The sequence below is a fragment of the Flavobacterium sp. HTF genome (assembly GCF_003105115.1).
GTDB lineage: Bacteria > Bacteroidota > Bacteroidia > Flavobacteriales > Flavobacteriaceae > Flavobacterium.
On sequence record NZ_QETH01000086.1, the window covers coordinates 1 to 17877 of the forward strand.

General features: G+C 35.9%; 14 protein-coding genes and 1 tRNA gene. 9 read left to right on the forward strand and 6 right to left on the reverse strand.

Annotation, left to right across the window (positions count from 1 at the left end; genetic code table 11):
- A partial coding sequence (locus tag DCO46_RS18590) for a DUF2931 family protein (RefSeq protein WP_317048063.1) occupies nt 1-966 on the forward strand: 966 nt, incomplete at its 5' end.
- Nucleotides 967-1107: 141 nt separating this feature from the next.
- Here the strand turns inward: DCO46_RS18590 and DCO46_RS18595 are convergent.
- From DCO46_RS18595 to DCO46_RS22780, 4 genes are all read right to left on the reverse strand, one after another.
- On the reverse strand, nt 1108-1905 hold the full coding sequence (locus DCO46_RS18595; RefSeq protein WP_116753990.1) for a TatD family hydrolase: 798 nt from the start codon (nt 1903-1905) through the stop codon (nt 1108-1110).
- Nucleotides 1906-2195: 290 nt separating this feature from the next.
- On the reverse strand, nt 2196-3617 hold the full coding sequence (locus tag DCO46_RS18600; RefSeq protein WP_116754002.1) for an RtcB family protein: 1422 nt from the start codon (nt 3615-3617) through the stop codon (nt 2196-2198).
- Nucleotides 3618-3927: 310 nt separating this feature from the next.
- On the reverse strand, nt 3928-6168 hold the full coding sequence (locus DCO46_RS18605; RefSeq protein ID WP_116753991.1) for a hypothetical protein: 2241 nt from the start codon (nt 6166-6168) through the stop codon (nt 3928-3930).
- A gap of 239 nt (nt 6169-6407) precedes the next feature.
- Nucleotides 6408-6525, reverse strand: a tRNA-OTHER gene (locus DCO46_RS22780).
- A 197-nt stretch (nt 6526-6722) separates the two neighbouring features.
- On the opposite strand from DCO46_RS22780, the gene DCO46_RS18610 reads away from it, so the two are divergent.
- The 8 genes from DCO46_RS18610 to DCO46_RS18645 all read left to right on the forward strand — a co-directional run bounded on the left by DCO46_RS18610 (nt 6723) and on the right by DCO46_RS18645 (nt 16706).
- Nucleotides 6723-7346, forward strand: a complete 624-nt coding sequence (locus tag DCO46_RS18610) for a hypothetical protein (protein WP_116753992.1) — start codon at nt 6723-6725, stop codon at nt 7344-7346.
- A gap of 155 nt (nt 7347-7501) precedes the next feature.
- Entirely contained in the window at nt 7502-8539 is a 1038-nt protein-coding gene (locus tag DCO46_RS18615; RefSeq protein ID WP_116753993.1) for a helix-turn-helix transcriptional regulator, read from the forward strand.
- 221 nt (nt 8540-8760) lie between these two features.
- On the forward strand, nt 8761-9219 hold the full coding sequence (locus DCO46_RS18620; protein ID WP_116753994.1) for a MarR family winged helix-turn-helix transcriptional regulator: 459 nt from the start codon (nt 8761-8763) through the stop codon (nt 9217-9219).
- Nucleotides 9220-9348: 129 nt separating this feature from the next.
- Complete coding sequence (locus tag DCO46_RS18625; protein WP_116753995.1) at nt 9349-11739, forward strand: 3-hydroxyacyl-CoA dehydrogenase/enoyl-CoA hydratase family protein; 2391 nt, start codon at nt 9349-9351, stop codon at nt 11737-11739.
- A 77-nt stretch (nt 11740-11816) separates the two neighbouring features.
- Nucleotides 11817-12173: a four helix bundle protein gene (locus DCO46_RS18630; RefSeq protein ID WP_116753996.1), complete on the forward strand. Its 357-nt coding sequence runs from the start codon at nt 11817-11819 to the stop codon at nt 12171-12173.
- 56 nt (nt 12174-12229) lie between these two features.
- Nucleotides 12230-13411, forward strand: a complete 1182-nt coding sequence (locus DCO46_RS18635; RefSeq protein WP_116753997.1) for a thiolase family protein — start codon at nt 12230-12232, stop codon at nt 13409-13411.
- Nucleotides 13412-13576: 165 nt separating this feature from the next.
- Nucleotides 13577-15382 (forward strand): acyl-CoA dehydrogenase family protein, encoded by a 1806-nt coding sequence (locus DCO46_RS18640; RefSeq protein ID WP_116753998.1) that lies wholly within the window; start codon nt 13577-13579, stop codon nt 15380-15382.
- A 229-nt stretch (nt 15383-15611) separates the two neighbouring features.
- On the forward strand, nt 15612-16706 hold the full coding sequence (locus DCO46_RS18645) for a glycoside hydrolase family 18 protein (protein ID WP_116753999.1): 1095 nt from the start codon (nt 15612-15614) through the stop codon (nt 16704-16706).
- 71 nt (nt 16707-16777) lie between these two features.
- Here DCO46_RS18645 and DCO46_RS18650 read toward each other — a convergent pair whose 3' ends face one another.
- Nucleotides 16778-17269, reverse strand: a complete 492-nt coding sequence (locus DCO46_RS18650; RefSeq protein ID WP_116754000.1) for a hypothetical protein — start codon at nt 17267-17269, stop codon at nt 16778-16780.
- Between the two features lie 80 nt (nt 17270-17349).
- Nucleotides 17350-17877, reverse strand: a 528-nt coding sequence (locus DCO46_RS18655) for a DUF4251 domain-containing protein (RefSeq protein WP_243416356.1), incomplete at its 5' end; no start/stop codon positions are given.

A 17877-nucleotide genomic window follows, 5' to 3' on the forward strand; every position in this document is an offset into this window, starting at 1 on the left:
ATCATCACATTAAACGCAAGTTGTCAAATGAAAAAATACGAATGGGAGAGTTATACCTGCCAACCATCACAAGAATACAAAGAGAATGAAAATATTTACAGAGTAGAATTTCTTAAAGGAGATATCATAACTCTGGAAGGAATTCCGGCCAGCCTTCCTTTTGGCGGTTCGTCTGGAGAATGGGGATACACGCCATCGGCTTGGACACCACAACATGGCACACCTATTGGGGCAGATGTTATTTACTACGCAGGTTACGAGGATAAATTTTATCATCTAAAAGTTGATTTTCCTGTAGAAGAAATGAAAAAAGCCATGGATACTTCCTATCGTTATAATGATAATATATACGAAAATTTTTCAGGGTTAATTTTTGGTTTTGCACCACAAGGTATGGTAGTAATATGGAAGGAATATATGTTTTTCAGAATTGAACTCGGGCGTTATCAGGCTCAGGTAATCAAAAATGACAAAGAGCTTGAGAAACAACTCTTTAAAAACTGGTCCATGAATCGTGAAGAAGTAAGAGAAAGGGATTTTTTGCCCGATGCTTCATGTGCCAAATGGGATATGTATCGTAAACGCTACACCTTTAGGGTAAAAATAGAAAACGAAAATATAGCACTAAGATTATTTCAATATTGTTTTACCAATTATAACGGTGAACAGGATATTATTTTCATGCCACCTCGCCCTGCTACAAACTATGATAATCGCGCCTTGCCGCAAATTCTAGAACTTGATTGGGAAACTAGTCCTGATGAACGCTTTAGAGGCAATATCTTTCTTAATGAAAAAGTGATATTCGAAAAATTTAAAGATTTTAAAACGGAAGATAAACAGGAATTTGAAATCAAAATTAGTAAAGACAATAGAATTTTAGAACTGTATTTAAATAATCACCCACTGGAAGTCGACAGTGTTCGTATTTATAAAGGATCGGTTATGTATGAGGGGTCTTATTAGATATTTTATTTGACATTTTTTTAAAGCATAAAAGACAAAATATACCCTGTCTAGTCTTGGGAAAAAAAAATACATTTTTTTTTCAAAATTGTAACATGAAATTTTTAAGTTTTAGCCCTCTGAACCTTTGCTTCTTTGTACCTAAATCCCAAAAAAGTTTTTAGAATTCCTCGTTGTTTCCTCCGCAACTTTAGCTAAAGTAATTCCTTTAAACTGTGCAATGGTTCCGGCAACAAAAGGCAGAAAAGCAGGTTCGCAGCGGCGTTCATGGTATTTCTTCAAAAGGCTGTTCGGGACATTTTTAGGAAGCATAAACGGAGCATCGGTTTCAATCATCATGCGTTCGAGCGGTACGTACTGAATAACTTCTTTTAAATGACTGAAACGTTTGGCGTCTGAAATCGCTCCCGTAAAACCCAGATAAAATCCGTTATCGAGATAGGTTTTGGCTTCGGGCAAAGTTCCTGTAAAACAATGCACTACGCTTTTTGGTAATTTCGGCAGATAGTCTTTGGTGATATTCATAAAAGAACTAAAAGCCGCCCTTTCGTGCAAAAACAACGGTTTCTGAACTTCAATCGCCAATTCTAACTGGGCTTTATAACATTCTTCCTGTTTGTTTCGGGGCGAAAAATCACGATCAAAATCGAGTCCGCATTCGCCAACAGCCACTACGTGTTTCAGTTCTAATAATTTCATTAGTTTCGAAATGCTCTGTGCATCAAAATTCTTAGCATCATGCGGGTGAATTCCGGCCGTCGCATACAGCACGCCCGGATATTGCCTCGCAATCTTCGCAGATTCTTCGCTGTTTCGTACGCTTGTGCCTGTGAGTATCATTTGCGATACATCGGCATCGAGCGCGTCTTGTACGACATCGTCTATGTCGTTTTGGAATTGTTTGTTGGTTAAATTAATTCCGATATCTATATAATTCATCTTTTTTGTTTTTGCCACGAAGGCACTAAGACACAAAGTTTTTTTTATCCTTTGGTCTATAATTATTATTTTAATCTCGCAAAGTCACGGAGTCGCTAAGTTTTTTAAGCGTAATATTTGTCATTTCGACCGAAGGGAGAAATCGCACTATCCCGAAGCTTCGGGTCGCACAGAATGTCGCCAATCTTTGTCGAATCCCGTGTGTGATTTCTCGTTCCTCGAAATGACAAACAGTACGAAAAAAAACCTTTGAACCTTTGCTCCTTTGTCACTTTGAACCTAAAGAAGAACTAATCTTCACGGCTTCCATCATCGGCCATTCTTACCAGTTTCGGGGTAAATTTGGCAACCACATCTACTAAATCCTGTTGTGCTTCCATCACCTGATTAATATCTTTATATGCCATTGGTGCTTCGTCCAGACCTGCACCAATAAGCGTAACGCCATGATCTTTCAGGATCGATTTCATTTCGGTTTTTGTGATGTTTTTGATAGCCTGGGTTCTGCTCATTTGTCTTCCTGCTCCATGCGAAGCCGAATTTATGGCGTTCTCCTCTCCTTTTCCTCTCACCAAAAATCCCGGTGCGGTCATACTTCCCGGAATGATTCCCATAACGCCTTTTCCGGCTGGGGTTGCTCCTTTTCTATGCACGATCACTTCTTCGCCGTTCCAGATTTCTTTCCACGCAAAATTATGATGGTTTTCGACTTTGGCTAAAATTGTGGCATCCAAAGCGCGTTCCATTTTGTTATGGATAATCTCGTGACAAGCCGAAGCGTAATCTCCCGCCAAATTCATCGCCATCCAGTATTCTTGTCCCAATTGTGAGTTCATATCCAAATAGGCTAAATTTCTTGCCACTTCCGGAAGTTTACATTCGTCTTTGGCAATTTTGGTATAATGTCCGGCAATGGTTGCTCCCATTCCGCGTGAACCGGAATGCGTTAACAAAGCGACATATTTTCCTTTTGGGATATTTAGCACCGCATCGTCTTTGGCAAATTCCATAATTCCGAATTCCACAAAGTGATTTCCACCACCTGAAGATCCTAATTGCGACCAGGCTTTATCTTTCAAGTTCTTCACAAACGGATTCATGTTGAAAGCATCATTCTCCAAAACCGCATGATCTGATTTGTACTGACCATGAAATCCGTGACCCGCTCCAAAAATCGAATTCGCTATTAATTCTCTTTTGAATTTGGCTTCGTTTTCAAAGTAAAAAGCTGCAGGAATATCATAAACCGATAACGCCATTCTACACCCAATATCAACTCCAACACCATACGGAATAATGGCATTTTTTGTGGCTAACACTCCGCCAATAGGTAATCCGTAACCCTGGTGCGCGTCTGGCATTAAAGCTCCGGCAACCGTTACAGGCAATTTCATGGCTACTTCCATTTGTTTTCTGGCTCCGTCTTCGATATAATCCAATCCATAGGCGGAATACGCATTTGGATTTTGATTTAATGCGATGAAATCTTCTGGCTTTTCATTCGATTTTTCGATTAAAGCAACAGTCAGTTTACTGAAGATTTTATCGTCAATATAATTCTCCGGAGTTTCTAAGACGGTTTTGAAATTTGTAATCATTTCGTCTCTTGTAAATCCGTGTCTTTTGCTGTTTATTTTTAAGGCAATCCCAATTATTTTTCCTTCAGGAAATCCTAATTCTAATATATCTGTTCCGTTTATTTGTGTTTTCATTTTTTTTTCTTTTTTAAGGGGCAAAGGTCCAAGAGGTTTATAGGTACAAAGGTTTTACACTACTGCGCAATTATTTTGCGTAGATGTATTTAATTCTATTTTTTTTTTGCTCAGCGTAGAGATAGTTCTCGCAAAGTCGCAGAGCCGCAAAGTTTTATTAGGTGTTATTTGTCATTTCGACGGAGGAGAAATCACACTATCCCGAAGCTTCGGGTCGCACACAATGTCGCCAATCTTTGCGGAGCGGAGAAGCACTGCAGTGCGCCTCTACAAAAACCTCTGTCGCTTTGCTCCTCTGAACCTTTGCAACTTAATCTATTAACAATTGCGTCACTACCGCTGGATTCATCGCCCATTGCGTTGTGTACACCTCATCGGCAATTTCATTTTCGGTAATCGTCAAACCCTGGGCTTCCGCTTTAAGCTGTAACAAACTACCAATATTCAATTTGCTGTTTAGTTTTGACAACAACGCCTTAACGCCTTTAAAATCCAAACCTCCAACAACCTGACCTCCGAAAGTCATTTCTAACCAAACGATTTCTCTTTTGGCTACATCCAACACTCCGAAAACCAAACCTTTGGCAATATTTTGCGTCACACGAACCTGATGATCTACACACGACGGATCGTATGCTACACCAGTTTTTTCCGAAATTTTCATCGGGTGTTTGCTGTTCATCCAGCCTACAACCAAATTTGGCGTAATAATTCCGTTGCTGTACGCATTACAAGTAAAAGTTACAAATTTTGCTTTGGCTTTTGCCAATTCATGGATGTTAATGTTGATATATTCAGCTGTTCCAACTTTACTCGGAATACTTCTGATATCACCGCTATGCTGACAACCTGTAGTTGTTAATCGGCTGAAAGAACAAATATCTGAACGGTCTTCATAAGCAATATGACAGCTCAAATCCATATCTAAATGTTGTGCCCGCAAACCTGTACCCCATTGCATAAACAATCGCACTTCGTTTCCTTCAACCGGAAAACGTGTTCCCATTAAAGCAACCGGCAAGTCCTGAACGGTATCACTTCGGTCTCCTATAGAAACCGGAATATTAAACAACTGCGGATCGATATAGATTGTTTTGTTTGCATTCGCAACTTTTGCAAATCGTTTTTTCATAGCCAAAAGACACAATTCTTCGATTTGATTTTTCATTGCTTCCAATTGAGCATCATCATACAACTTCAATAAAGCATTTGCTTCAATTCGTTTGTTTGTTCCACCCAAAGGTTTCACACTTCTCTGCATGTTTTTATCAAAATAATTTTGAGCATACATATTTAATGTAAACACCAATCGAGCCGGAACTTTATCGATGATTTGTTCAAAATGGGCAATCGTTTCTTCTGCTCCAAACCAAAGCATATTCGAGAATAACGAACGTGCAAATAAACCCGGGCGCTGTTTCAACAAAGCAAATGTTTTATCGGCATCAAATTTTAATCTTGACGAATCTACTTTGCTTTGCCAAACATCATAAACCTGATTGTAAAATACATCCATTAAAAAATTCAATTTCTCAAATCCTTTTCTTTTGCTGTATTCTGCCAAACGCAATGCACGGATAAAACGAACCCACATTCCTCTTTTTGGATGCATCGTTTCGCACATTGCTTCAACGTCCATATTCATGTTGTTTAACCAACTTGCCACCATTAAACACTCTTTTCGGGAATATTTTAGCTTCAAATCTTTTTGAGACGCAATTCTCGCCTGAACACTTGTATCTAAAACATTATGGAAATGCTGTGCATTTTTTGATGTTCTTTTGATAATCGTTTTTGGCTCTATAATCTGAAGCATTCCTGTGTTTTTATACCACAAGTATCGTAAGATATCTGTTGGCGTTTTTAAAAACTGAGACGCTTCAGCTTCTTTACCATTTTCGATCAAAAGATCGATCACCAGCATTAAAGTTTCCTTCATTGCTACTTCTGTTTTTGGTAAAGACAAGTATTGCATTGCCATTTTTAAACTATCTACCTGAGTAGCGTCCAAAGCTGTTTTTGATTGTAATAATGAAATATAAAAATCTTGCAAATCGTTTTCAGTCCACAATTCAAGCATTTTCAATTTGCTTCCCTGACCGATATTTTCTAGTTTTCCAAATTCAAACGGAGTTCCGCAGAACGGACAACCGTTGTATCTTTCTAATGGAAACGTATTATCCGGAATAATATGACCGCATTGTAAAGTCGTTCCGTTTTTAGTTTTAAAAACATTTCCGAAATACGTGATGATATGATCTACAACAGATTCCCCTGTTGAGATATTCCATTCTTTCACCAATGGCGTCCAGTTTTTATCGGTTCCTAAAACTTCTCTGAGAACTTCTAAAACCTCGATTTTATAATTCGGATTTACATTGTTTAAAGCATGTAATAATGATTCAGAAAATGTAAATCCGAGTTTAGAAACATTGGCTACGAAAACCGATGTTGTTCCTGATAAATTTTTGTTGTCATTCACAATCATTTCTGACGGAATGAAAATAGCATTTTGACGTAAACTGATTTTTAATAATTCTTTTGTTTTCATTTTTTTTAATTTTTAAAATTTAGATAATGGTGTTTCTGAGTTCTACCTAAAAGATTTTGAAGTAAGAAACACTTGACCTGAAATTTGACGATAATTGATTAACTGAGTTTATCTGGTGGGTTTCCCCGAGAAGTAAGTTAATCTTGACCTCTTTTTATTAATGATGATTTTAAAACTATGTTCGGATTCGAACCGAAATTAGCCGTGTTCTGAAGTAAGTTTTAATTGACCATTAATAGTGAAGCAGGTGGGATTCGAACCCACGACCCGGACATTAAAAGTGTACGAAGTAAGTTTTGATTGACCTTTGATGGATAATTTCAAAACTACCTGCTCTATCCGCTGAGCTACTGCTTCCTATATAATTGAATAAAAAGGTAATGGTGTAAGTGTGTACATTGGAAAGTGTTTTCGAAGTAACTCAAACTTGACCTGTTTATTCTTTTTTATTTCTATGAACGTGTTGTTTTTATTTCTGAACAAAGATTTCAAATCTACTACGCAATTATTTTGCGTAGTGAAATTTAATTTTTATTTTTGGTTAAACTCCACTTATGAACCTACCGGAAAAGTTTTCAGAATTACTCACTACAATTGGTTTCAATCCCAGTGAAACTGATGTTTTATGGAATGATTTGGAAAAAGCATATTCTGCAAAATCAAGACATTATCATAATCTTAATCATTTAAAAGAAATGATCGAATTGTATGATGAATATCAAAATGAGCTAAAAAACCCGCATGAAATTTTGTTTAGTATTTTCTACCACGACTATATCTACAAGGCTTCGAGAAAAGATAACGAACTGAAAAGTGCAGAATATGCTCTGACTATTTTACCTGAAAATGCCAGTCTAAATAAGCAATTAGTTTTTGATTCAATTTGCGCCACACAACAACATCAGCAAAATGTAATTGAAGATATCAATTGGTTAATTGATTTTGATTTGAAAATCCTGTCAAAAGACTGGGAAGATTATAAAATTTATTTTGAGCAAATCAGGAAGGAATACCGTATTTACCCTGATTTTCTCTACAACCCCGGACGCGCCAAAGCTCTGAAACATTTTCTGGAAAACGAATTTATTTTTCAAACTGATGAATTCCGGAATTTGTATGAAGAGAAAGCGAGAGAAAACATTCAAAAAGAAATAAGCATTTTAGAAAGCAAAAAATAATCTCGCAAAGATGCAAAGTCGCAAAGATTTTGTTTTACGTAGATTGGGCAGATTTAAGAAGATTTCTTTTTTATCTTTTCAATCCTTTATCTACAGACTTAAAAAAATAAAAACTTTGCGTCTTTGCGTCTTTGCGAGCAAAACACACACAGCCTATGTCACAAAACAAAAACGCCTTAATCCGCTACAAAATAATTGACAAATGCCTGCAGAACAAATACAGGCAATGGACATTAGACGATTTAATCGAATGCTGTTCTGAGGCTTTATCAGAATATGAAGGCCGTGATATTCCAATCAGCAAACGAACAATTCAGATGGATATTCAGCTGATGCGGAGTGAAAAACTGGGCTACAATGCACCGATAGTTGTTTACGATAAAAAGTATTATAAATACGAAGATGAAGATTTTACCATAACCGATATTCCACTGACGGAGACGGATATGAATGTTTTAACCGAAACTGTTTCTATGTTGAAGCAATTCAAAGACTTCTCTCTATTTAATGATGTATCGGATATCCTGCAGCGTTTGGAAGATAAAATTTACTCTGAAAAGTCCCATACAAAACCTGTAATCTATTTAGACAAAAATGACAATTTAAAAGGACTGCATTATTTAGATGAAGTTTATCAGGCCATAATCAAAAAAGTTGTACTTGTCATTACCTATAAATCTTTTAAATCGCGGGAAGAAACTAAATTTCATTTTCATCCTTTTATATTAAAGGAATTTAATAACCGCTGGTTTCTGATTGGCAAAACTAAAAGTTCGCAGCCTATCACTAATTTAGCACTTGACAGGATTATGGCTATCGACTATGATTTTAATCTTCAATATTTAGAAGAAGATTTTGACGCAGAGACTTATTATAAGGATATAATTGGCGTTACAGTCAATGCAGGTTTAAAACCAAGACGCATCGAACTTTTGATTGATGCTTCAAATGCGCCTTATGTGCTCACCAAACCTTTGCATCCGTCACAACGTATAATTAAAGAAAATGAAGATAAAAGCATAATTGTGCATTTGTTTATTTCTCCTAATTATGAAATGGAACGCCTCTTATTAGGTTTTGGCGATTCAATAGAAATCCTAAGGCCGGAAAATCTAAGAAACCGAATGAAAAAAATTCTGCAAAGAGCTATTTCCAGATACGATTCTGAAAATACAATTGAATTAAATGCATAATTTTTTAAAGAATTCAAAAATAAAACCGATTTAAAAAGCAAAAAGAGATTTTTGCTGTATACAAAATGTTAAAATCTAAAAAAAGAATAGTATATTTCACTTTAAATAAACCACCAAAACCCTCTAAATCAGAGATGTTTTTTAACTAACCAAAAAATTATTAAAAAATTATATGCATGCATAGTATTTTTTAATTATATTTGAAATCGATATAGTTACTTATGAAAGACAAAACAATAGATTATATTTTAAGAGCAACGTGGCAGGCTGTATCAAGAATGTATAACGAAGAAGCTGCAAAGTATGATGCGACTATGGCTACAGGATTTGCACTTTTAAGTATGGACAAAGAAGAAGGAACTCCATCTACCGCCTTAGGGCCAAGAATGGGAATGGAAGCCACGAGTTTAACCAGGACATTAAAATCAATGGAAGACAAAGGTTTGATTGTTCGAAAGAAAAACCCAAGTGACGGCCGCGGTGTTTTAATCTACCTGACCGATTTTGGAAAAGAAAAAAGAGATTTATCTAAAAATACTGTTCTGAAGTTTAATGAAACTGTTAGAAAACATGTATCAGACGAAAAACTGAAACATTTTATCGAGGTTTCTGAAATCATAAACGAATTAATTCAGGACAAAAATATATTTAATCAATCAGAAAGCGCAGACAAAGAATAATATTTCTTAAACAGGAAACACTGCAAAAAACAAACAATAACAAATTATGAAATCGCCCGCATTAAACTTTTTTTCAAATATTAAAAAGGCGATAACATATTTGAACCATAGAAAATAAAATTAACAAATATGAAACGCACAATTAAAAAAGTTGCTGTAATTGGATCCGGAATTATGGGTTCAGGTATAGCTTGTCATTTTGCCAACATTGGTGTTGAAGTTTTACTGCTTGACATCGTTCCCCGCGAGTTGACAGAAGCCGAAGCTAAAAAAGGATTAACGCTTGAAAGTAAAGCCGTTCGCAACCGTGTGGTAAACGAGCATTTGGCGAATTCATTAAAATCAAAACCATCTCCTATTTACAGTCAGAAATTCGCAAACCGAATCACGACTGGAAATACGACTGATGATATGGCAAAAATTGCCAATGTTGACTGGATTATTGAGGTTGTTGTAGAACGTTTGGATATCAAAAAATTAGTTTTTGAACAAATCGAGAAATTCCGTAAACCGGGAACTTTGGTTACTTCTAATACTTCTGGTATTCCAATTCACTTTATGAGTGAAGGAAGAAGCGAAGATTTTCAACAACACTTCTGCGGAACCCACTTTTTTAACCCTGCGCGTTACTTAAAATTATTTGAAATTATTCCTGGTCCAAAAACGTCGAATGAAGTATTGGATTTCTTAAACGAATACGGATCTAAATTTTTAGGAAAAACTTCTGTTGTTGCTAAAGATACTCCGGCGTTTATTGGAAACAGAATTGGTATTTACGGAATCCAGAGTTTATTCCATTTAGTAAAAGAAATGGGATTAACAATTGAAGAAGTTGATAAATTGACTGGTCCGGTTATCGGTCGTCCAAAATCGGCTACTTTCCGTACGGTTGATGTTGTTGGTTTGGATACTTTGGTACACGTTGCCAATGGTATTTATGAAAACTGCCCAACTGACGAACAACACGAATTGTTCAAACTTCCTGATTTTGTCAACAAAATGATGGAAAACAAATGGTTGGGAAGCAAAACCGGACAAGGTTTTTATAAAAAAGTAGATAAAGACATTCTTTCTTTAGACTTAGATACATTAGAATACCGCGCTGCGAAAAAAGCAAATTTTGCTACACTTGAACTAACGAAAACTATTGATAAACCAATCAATCGTTTTAAAGTTTTAGTAAAAGGAACAGACAAAGCGGGAGAATTCTATCGTAAGAGTTTCGCCGGAATGTTTGCTTATGTGTCAAACAGAATTCCTGAAATCTCAGACGAATTATACAAAATTGATGATGCCATGAAAGCTGGTTTTGGATGGGAAAATGGTCCATTCGAAATTTGGGATGCTATCGGTGTTGCCAAAGGAATTGAAATCATGAAAGGGGAAGGTCTTGAACCAGCTGCATGGGTTACTGAAATGCTGGCTTCCGGAAGCGAAAGTTTCTACTCTGTAAAAGAAGGAGCAACTTATTTCTATAACATTCCAACAAAATCTCAAGTAAAAGTTCCTGGACAAGATTCATTTATTATTTTGAACAACATCCGCGAAAGCAAAAAAGTTTGGAGCAATAGTGGTGCAATCATTCAGGATTTAGGAGACGGAATTTTGAACTTAGAATTCCAATCTAAAATGAATACCATTGGTGGCGATGTACTTCAGGCTATCAATAAAGCAATTGACTTATCTGAAAAAGAATATCAAGGTTTAGTTATTGGAAACCAGGCAGCTAATTTCTCTGTTGGAGCTAATATCGGAATGATTTTCATGATGGCAGTTGAGCAGGAATACGACGAATTGAACATGGCAATTAAATTGTTCCAGGACACGATGATGCGCGTTCGTTATTCTTCTATTCCAGTTGTAGTAGCGCCTCACGGAATGACTTTTGGAGGTGGATGCGAAATGAGCTTACACGCTGATAAAGTGGTTGCTGCTGCAGAAACTTATATGGGATTAGTTGAGTTTGGTGTTGGTGTACTTCCTGGTGGTGGTGGATCTAAAGAAATGGCTTTGAGAGCGTCTGATTTATTCCGCAAAAATGATGTGGAATTAAATGTTCTTCAAGAGTATTTCTTGACAATCGCAATGGCAAAAGTTTCGACTTCTGGTTATGAAGCTTTTGATACCGGACTTCTTCAACATGGAAAAGATGTTATCGTAGTAAACAAAGATCGTCAGATTGCTGAAGCTAAAAAACATGCGTTGTTAATGGCGGAAGCTGGTTATACACAACCTATCAGAAGAACTGATGTTAAAGTATTAGGAAAACAAGCTCTTGGAATGTTCTTAGTTGGAACGGATCAAATGCAGGCTGGAAAATACATTTCTGAGCACGATAAGAAAATCGCTAACAAACTGGCTTACGTAATGGCTGGTGGTGATTTATCGGAAGCTACTTTAGTATCAGAACAATATTTATTAGATATCGAACGTGAAGCTTTCTTATCTCTTTGTACAGAGAGAAAAACATTGGAAAGAATTCAATACATGTTAACTAAAGGGAAACCGCTTCGTAACTAAATGTATATTGTAAAATGTATATTGTATTTACAGACTACATTTTACAAATGAAATTGTTAAACAAGTTTTATTTAAAGATGAATTATTTTAAAGAATTAAAAGTTTGGCAAAAAGCAATTGAGCTTGTAACCAATACTTACTTAAAATCTCAAACATTTCCGAAGGAAGAAATTTATGGTTTGACTTCACAAATAAGAAGATGCGCTGTTTCTATTCCCTCAAATATAGCTGAAGGATGCGGACGAAAGTCGCCAAAAGATTTTAATAACTTTTTAGGTATTTCATTAGGTTCAGCATTTGAGTTTGAAACACAATTAATTATTTGTAAAAATATAGGCTATATAGAACAAGAAGTTTTTAATTTTCTAGAATCTGAAATTCAACACATTCAAAATATGTTGATTAAGCTTCAGGCCTCATTAGATACAAAATAAACATTTTACAACTTACAGTATACAACAATACAATATACAAAATAATACAATCATTTATGAAAACAGCATATATAGTAAAAGCATATAGAACAGCAGTTGGAAAAGCTCCAAAAGGTGTTTTTAGATTTAAAAGACCTGATGAATTAGCTGCAGAAACCATTCAGTTTATGATGGATGAACTGCCTGATTTTGATAAAAAACGTATTGATGACGTTATGGTAGGAAATGCCATGCCGGAAGCGGAACAAGGTCTTAACGTTGGACGTTTGATCTCTTTAATGGGATTAAAAGTGGAAGACGTTCCTGGTGTTACCGTTAACCGTTACTGTGCATCTGGGTTAGAAACAATCGGAATGGCAACTGCTAAAATCCAGTCAGGAATGGCAGATTGTATCATCGCCGGTGGTGCAGAAAGTATGAGTTTTATTCCGATGGGAGGTTACAAACCAACTCCGGATTATAAAGTTGCGGCTGCAGGTCACGAAGATTACTATTGGGGAATGGGTTTAACTGCTGAAGCGGTGGCCAATCAATATAAAATTTCAAGAGAAGATCAGGATGAGTTTGCTTACAACTCTCATATGAAAGCTTTGAAAGCACAAGCTGAAGGAAAATTTGACAAACAAATCGTTCCGATTACTGTTGAGCAGACTTTTATCAATGAAAATGGAAAAAAAGAAACTAAGTCTTACGTTGTAAAACAAGACGAAGGTCCAAGAGCTGGAACTTCTGTTGCCGCATTAGCTGGTTTAAGACCTGTTTTTGCTGCTGACGGAAGCGTAACGGCTGGTAACTCATCTCAAATGAGTGACGGTGCTGCTTTTGTTTTAATCATGAGCGAAGAAATGGTAAAAGAATTAAACCTTGAACCAATCGCCAGATTAGTAAACTTTGCTTCTTCTGGTGTTGAGCCAAGAATTATGGGTATCGGTCCGGTAAAAGCAATTCCGAAAGCATTAAAACAAGCAGGATTAACATTGAATGATATCGAGTTAATTGAATTAAACGAGGCTTTTGCTTCACAAGCTTTAGCAGTAACCCGCGAGTTAAATATAAATCCGGATATCGTAAACGTAAACGGTGGAGCGATCGCTTTAGGACACCCTCTTGGATGTACAGGAGCTAAACTTTCTGTTCAGTTATTCGACGAGATGAAACGCAGAGGTAATAAATACGGAATCGTAAGCATGTGTGTGGGAACTGGACAAGGTTCTGCAGGGGTTTACGAGGTATTATAAGATAGTATACACAATGTTTGTCATTCTGAGGAACGAAGAATCTTCGTAAGTAACTCCTCAAAGATTGATAATCTGTGCGGATAATTGTCGCGAAGATTCTTCGTTCCTCAGAATGACAAAATTGAGAGTAATCAGAAATAAAAAACATATAAAAAAACATAACCAATGGCAGATACAATCGAAAAAAACGTGACTCGTGGTGGTCAGTTTTTAGTTAAAGAAACAAAATGCGAAGATATCTTTACACCAGAAGATTTCTCTGAAGAGCAGTTAATGATGCGTGACTCTGTAAAAGAGTTCGTAGACAAAGAATTATGGGCGCACAAAGATCGTTTTGAGAAAAAAGATTATGCGTATACAGAATCATCTATGCGTAAAGCGGGTGAACTAGGACTTCTTGGAGTTGCAGTTCCGGAAGAATACGGTGGATTAGGAATGGGATTTGTTTCTACAATGTTAGTTTGTGACTACATTTCCGGAGCAACAGGTTCGTTCTCAACTGCTTTTGGTGCACACACAGGAATTGGAACTATGCCAATTACCCTTTATGGTACTGAAGAACAAAAGAAAAAATACGTTCCGAAATTGGCTTCAGGAGAATGGTTTGGGGCTTATTGTTTAACTGAACCAGGCGCAGGATCTGACGCTAACTCGGGAAAAACAAAAGCTGTCTTATCTGAAGACGGAACTCATTATTTAATTACAGGACAAAAAATGTGGATTTCGAATGCAGGTTTCTGCAGCGTTTTCATCGTTTTTGCACGTATTGGAGATGATAAAAATATTACTGGTTTCATCGTAGAAAACGATCCTTCAAACGGAATTTCTATGAATGAGGAAGAGCATAAATTAGGAATTCGTGCTTCTTCTACCCGTCAGGTTTTCTTCAACGATACAAAAGTACCTGTTGAAAACATGTTATCTGAAAGAGGAAACGGTTTCAAAATCGCAATGAATGCATTAAATGTTGGACGTATTAAATTGGCTGCTGCATGTCTTGACGCTCAAAGAAGAGTTACTACAGGAGCTGTAAAATATGCTAACGAAAGAATTCAGTTCAACACTTCTATTTCATCTTTTGGAGCTATCCGTTCTAAATTGGCTGAAATGGCAACTAGTGCTTATGCCGGAGAAAGTGCTTCTTACCGTGCTGCAAAAGACATTGAAGACAGAATCGCTGCCCGTGAAGCAGAAGGAACAAGTCATCAGGAAGCTGAATTGAAAGGTGTTGAAGAATATGCTATCGAGTGTTCTATCCTGAAAGTAGCTGTTTCTGAAGATGTTCAAAACTGTTCTGACGAAGGAATCCAGATTTTCGGTGGAATGGGATTCTCTGAGGATACTCCGATGGAAAGTGCCTGGAGAGATGCCCGTATCGCCCGTATCTACGAAGGAACAAACGAAATCAACAGAATGCTTTCTGTAGGGATGTTGATCAAAAAAGCAATGAAAGGTCACGTTGACTTACTTGGACCAGCAATGAAAGTTCAGGAAGAATTAATGGGAATTCCATCTTTTGATACTCCTGATTTCTCTGAATTATTTGCTGAAGAAAAAGGAATCGTGGCAAATCTTAAAAAAGTTTTCTTAATGGTTGCCGGAAGTGCTGTTCAAAAATATGGTCCGGATTTAGATTCTCACCAACAGTTATTAATGGCTGCTTCTGATATTCTAATCGAAATCTACATGGCTGAAAGTGCCATTTTGAGAACTGAGAAATTAGCTAAAACTCAAGGGGAAGATAAAGTACAGGAGCAAATTGCAATGGCAAAATTATACTTGTACAAAGCGGTTGATATCGTAAATTTAAGAGGAAAAGAAGGAATCGCTTCTTTCTCTGAAGGAGACGAACAACGTATGATGTTAATGGGATTAAAACGTTTTACAAAATACACCAACTTGCCAAACGTAGTGGCATTAAGAGAAAAAATCGCAGAAAAATTAGTGGCAGAAAATTCATACTGCTTCTAATACAAAAATAGTTTTTAGCTTTTAATTTGTTTAAACCCGCACTTGTCCGAAACAGTGCGGGTTTATTTTTATCTATTTTTTACTGAAAGATATAGATTACAAAACGCAAGTTTTTTGCAGTTATTTGCAAAATATTCGTTAAAATTAACTCTGTAAGACTTGTAAAATACTTAAATATCAAATGTATTGCAGTATATTTAACAAGCTAAAAACTTTAAAAAAACATAGAATGAAACAACTTAACCTGATTGCATTGCTCTTATTGTGTATTTGCAGTACTTCAATTTTTGCTCAAAAAGATAAAAAAATGAAGATTATCGCTTATTACACCGGCGATGACAAACTCATCAACGAATACGAAATCAATAAATTAGATCAAATTATCTTTAGTTTTTGCCATTTAAAAGAAGGTAAACTGAGTGTTGATTCTGCAAAAGATTCTGTAACCATAAAACATTTAGTTTCACTGAAAGCTAAAAATCCGCAGTTGAAAATTATTTTGTCCCTTGGTGGCTGGGGTGGTTGTGAGCCTTGTTCTGCCGCTTTTTCTACTGCCGAAGGAAGACTGACTTTTGCAAAATCCGTAAAAGAAGTAAGCAATTATTTTAAAGCTGATGGTTTAGATTTAGACTGGGAATATCCGGCTATTGAAGGACTTCCGGGGCATTTATTTCAACCTGTTGACAAAACTAATTTTACTGAGCTTATCAAAATTTTACGAAGCACTCTGGGCAAGAAATATGAATTGAGTTTTGCTGCAGGTGGTTTTCAAAAATATCTTGATGAATCTGTAGAATGGAGTAAAGTGATGCCTTTGGTAAACCATGTTAACATAATGAGCTATGATCTGGTAAACGGATATTCTAAAGTTACGGGACATCACACGCCCTTATACAGTACAAATCCTAATGAAGAATCTACAAACAGAGCTGTTGAGTTTTTATTGAAACAAGGAGTTCCTGCTGAAAAATTAATTATTGGAGGTGCCTTCTATTCCAGAACATGGAAAAATGTAGAAAATGTAAACAATGGACTTTACCAGTCTGGTGAACATATCGAAGGGATTAGTTTTAAAAACTTTGCAACCACTTATACTGAAGCTAACGGCTGGAAATATTTTTGGGATGAAAAAGCAAAAGCTCCTTATTGGTATAATGCCACTACAAAAACCTTTGCTACATCTGATGATCTTAAATCTATAAAAGAGAAAACCGAATATGTGAAGTCTAAAAAATTAGGTGGTATCATGTTTTGGGAACTTACTTTAGATAGCCCGAAAGACGGGATGGTAAATGCTATTTATGAAGTTAAGACAGCAAAATAATATCTAAATAAACAAAAAAACGGCAGTGGTTAAATTAATCACTGCCGTTTTTTTGTTGCCAAATCCAAAGTTTAATTAGTTTGGTTCTTTGTCTTTTCCAATTCTCCAATAAACGGAATAGAATCTAAAATTTCGCCTCTGATTATCGTTTGCAAATACACTTCTATCTGCATAAATTTTGCAGCGTTTATAGCGCCAATTGCCTTTTTGGCCTGACTGTACGTTTTTGTGTAAAGCTTCTCATAATCCAGATTATTTTTGAGTATTCCTTTAGCCAGCTCATCTGCCTTTTGATCTGTCAGTGTTGCATAGTTTGCAGCATAATTATTGATTAACTGAAACTTAACCTGTCCTAAAGCTTTTCTTTCTTCTTCGTATTTCTCATATACTTTTGCAAATAAAACTGCCTGAGAATCTGACAGGTTCATGTATTCTTTCATCAAATCACTTTTGGATTTACCATAAATACTTTGGACAACATCTACATCCTCTTTAAAAGAAGACTGGCTATAACCGAAATTTACTGCAAATAAAATAGCTAAAACAATGATTATTTTTCTCATGAGTTTTGGTATTGGTTAATAATTAATCTGTTATTCTGAAATAAAAAAACTTCATTACATAATGAAGTTTTCTGAGTGTTTTATTTTTTTTCTTCTGCTTTAAAAGCTCTTATATTTCCGTCATAAGAAATAAAAGATCTGTTATTGCTATTGATGGAAAGGGTTGTTTCTTTATTAAAAAATATTTTAAAAAAAATATCATAAACATCGTCCTTGCCTTTTACAGTCATTTTTATCGTGTAGTATTTTTTGCTTTTTTCAACTTTTAAATTCTCTGGCTTACCTTCAAACTTTATTCCGCCGTCTGATCCGTAACCTATGTTAAAGCCACGTCCGAAAAAGGGCAAATCACAAGTGACATTATCCTGATTTAATTTAAGAAAATAAGTATTATAATCTAAAATAATCATCCTGCCACTCTGAGGCATTAGTTTTTCGGCATCAAAAACAAAGCTTTTTGAATCTATGAGTGCTTCTGTTTCTTTTTGTTCCTGAAGTTCTTTTTCTGCTTTTAATTCCTTTTTTGTTTTTTCCTGAGAATAGCCCTGAATACTTAAAAAAGAAAATAGCGCTATTAAAATAGATAATTTCGTTTTCATAAAGTAAAA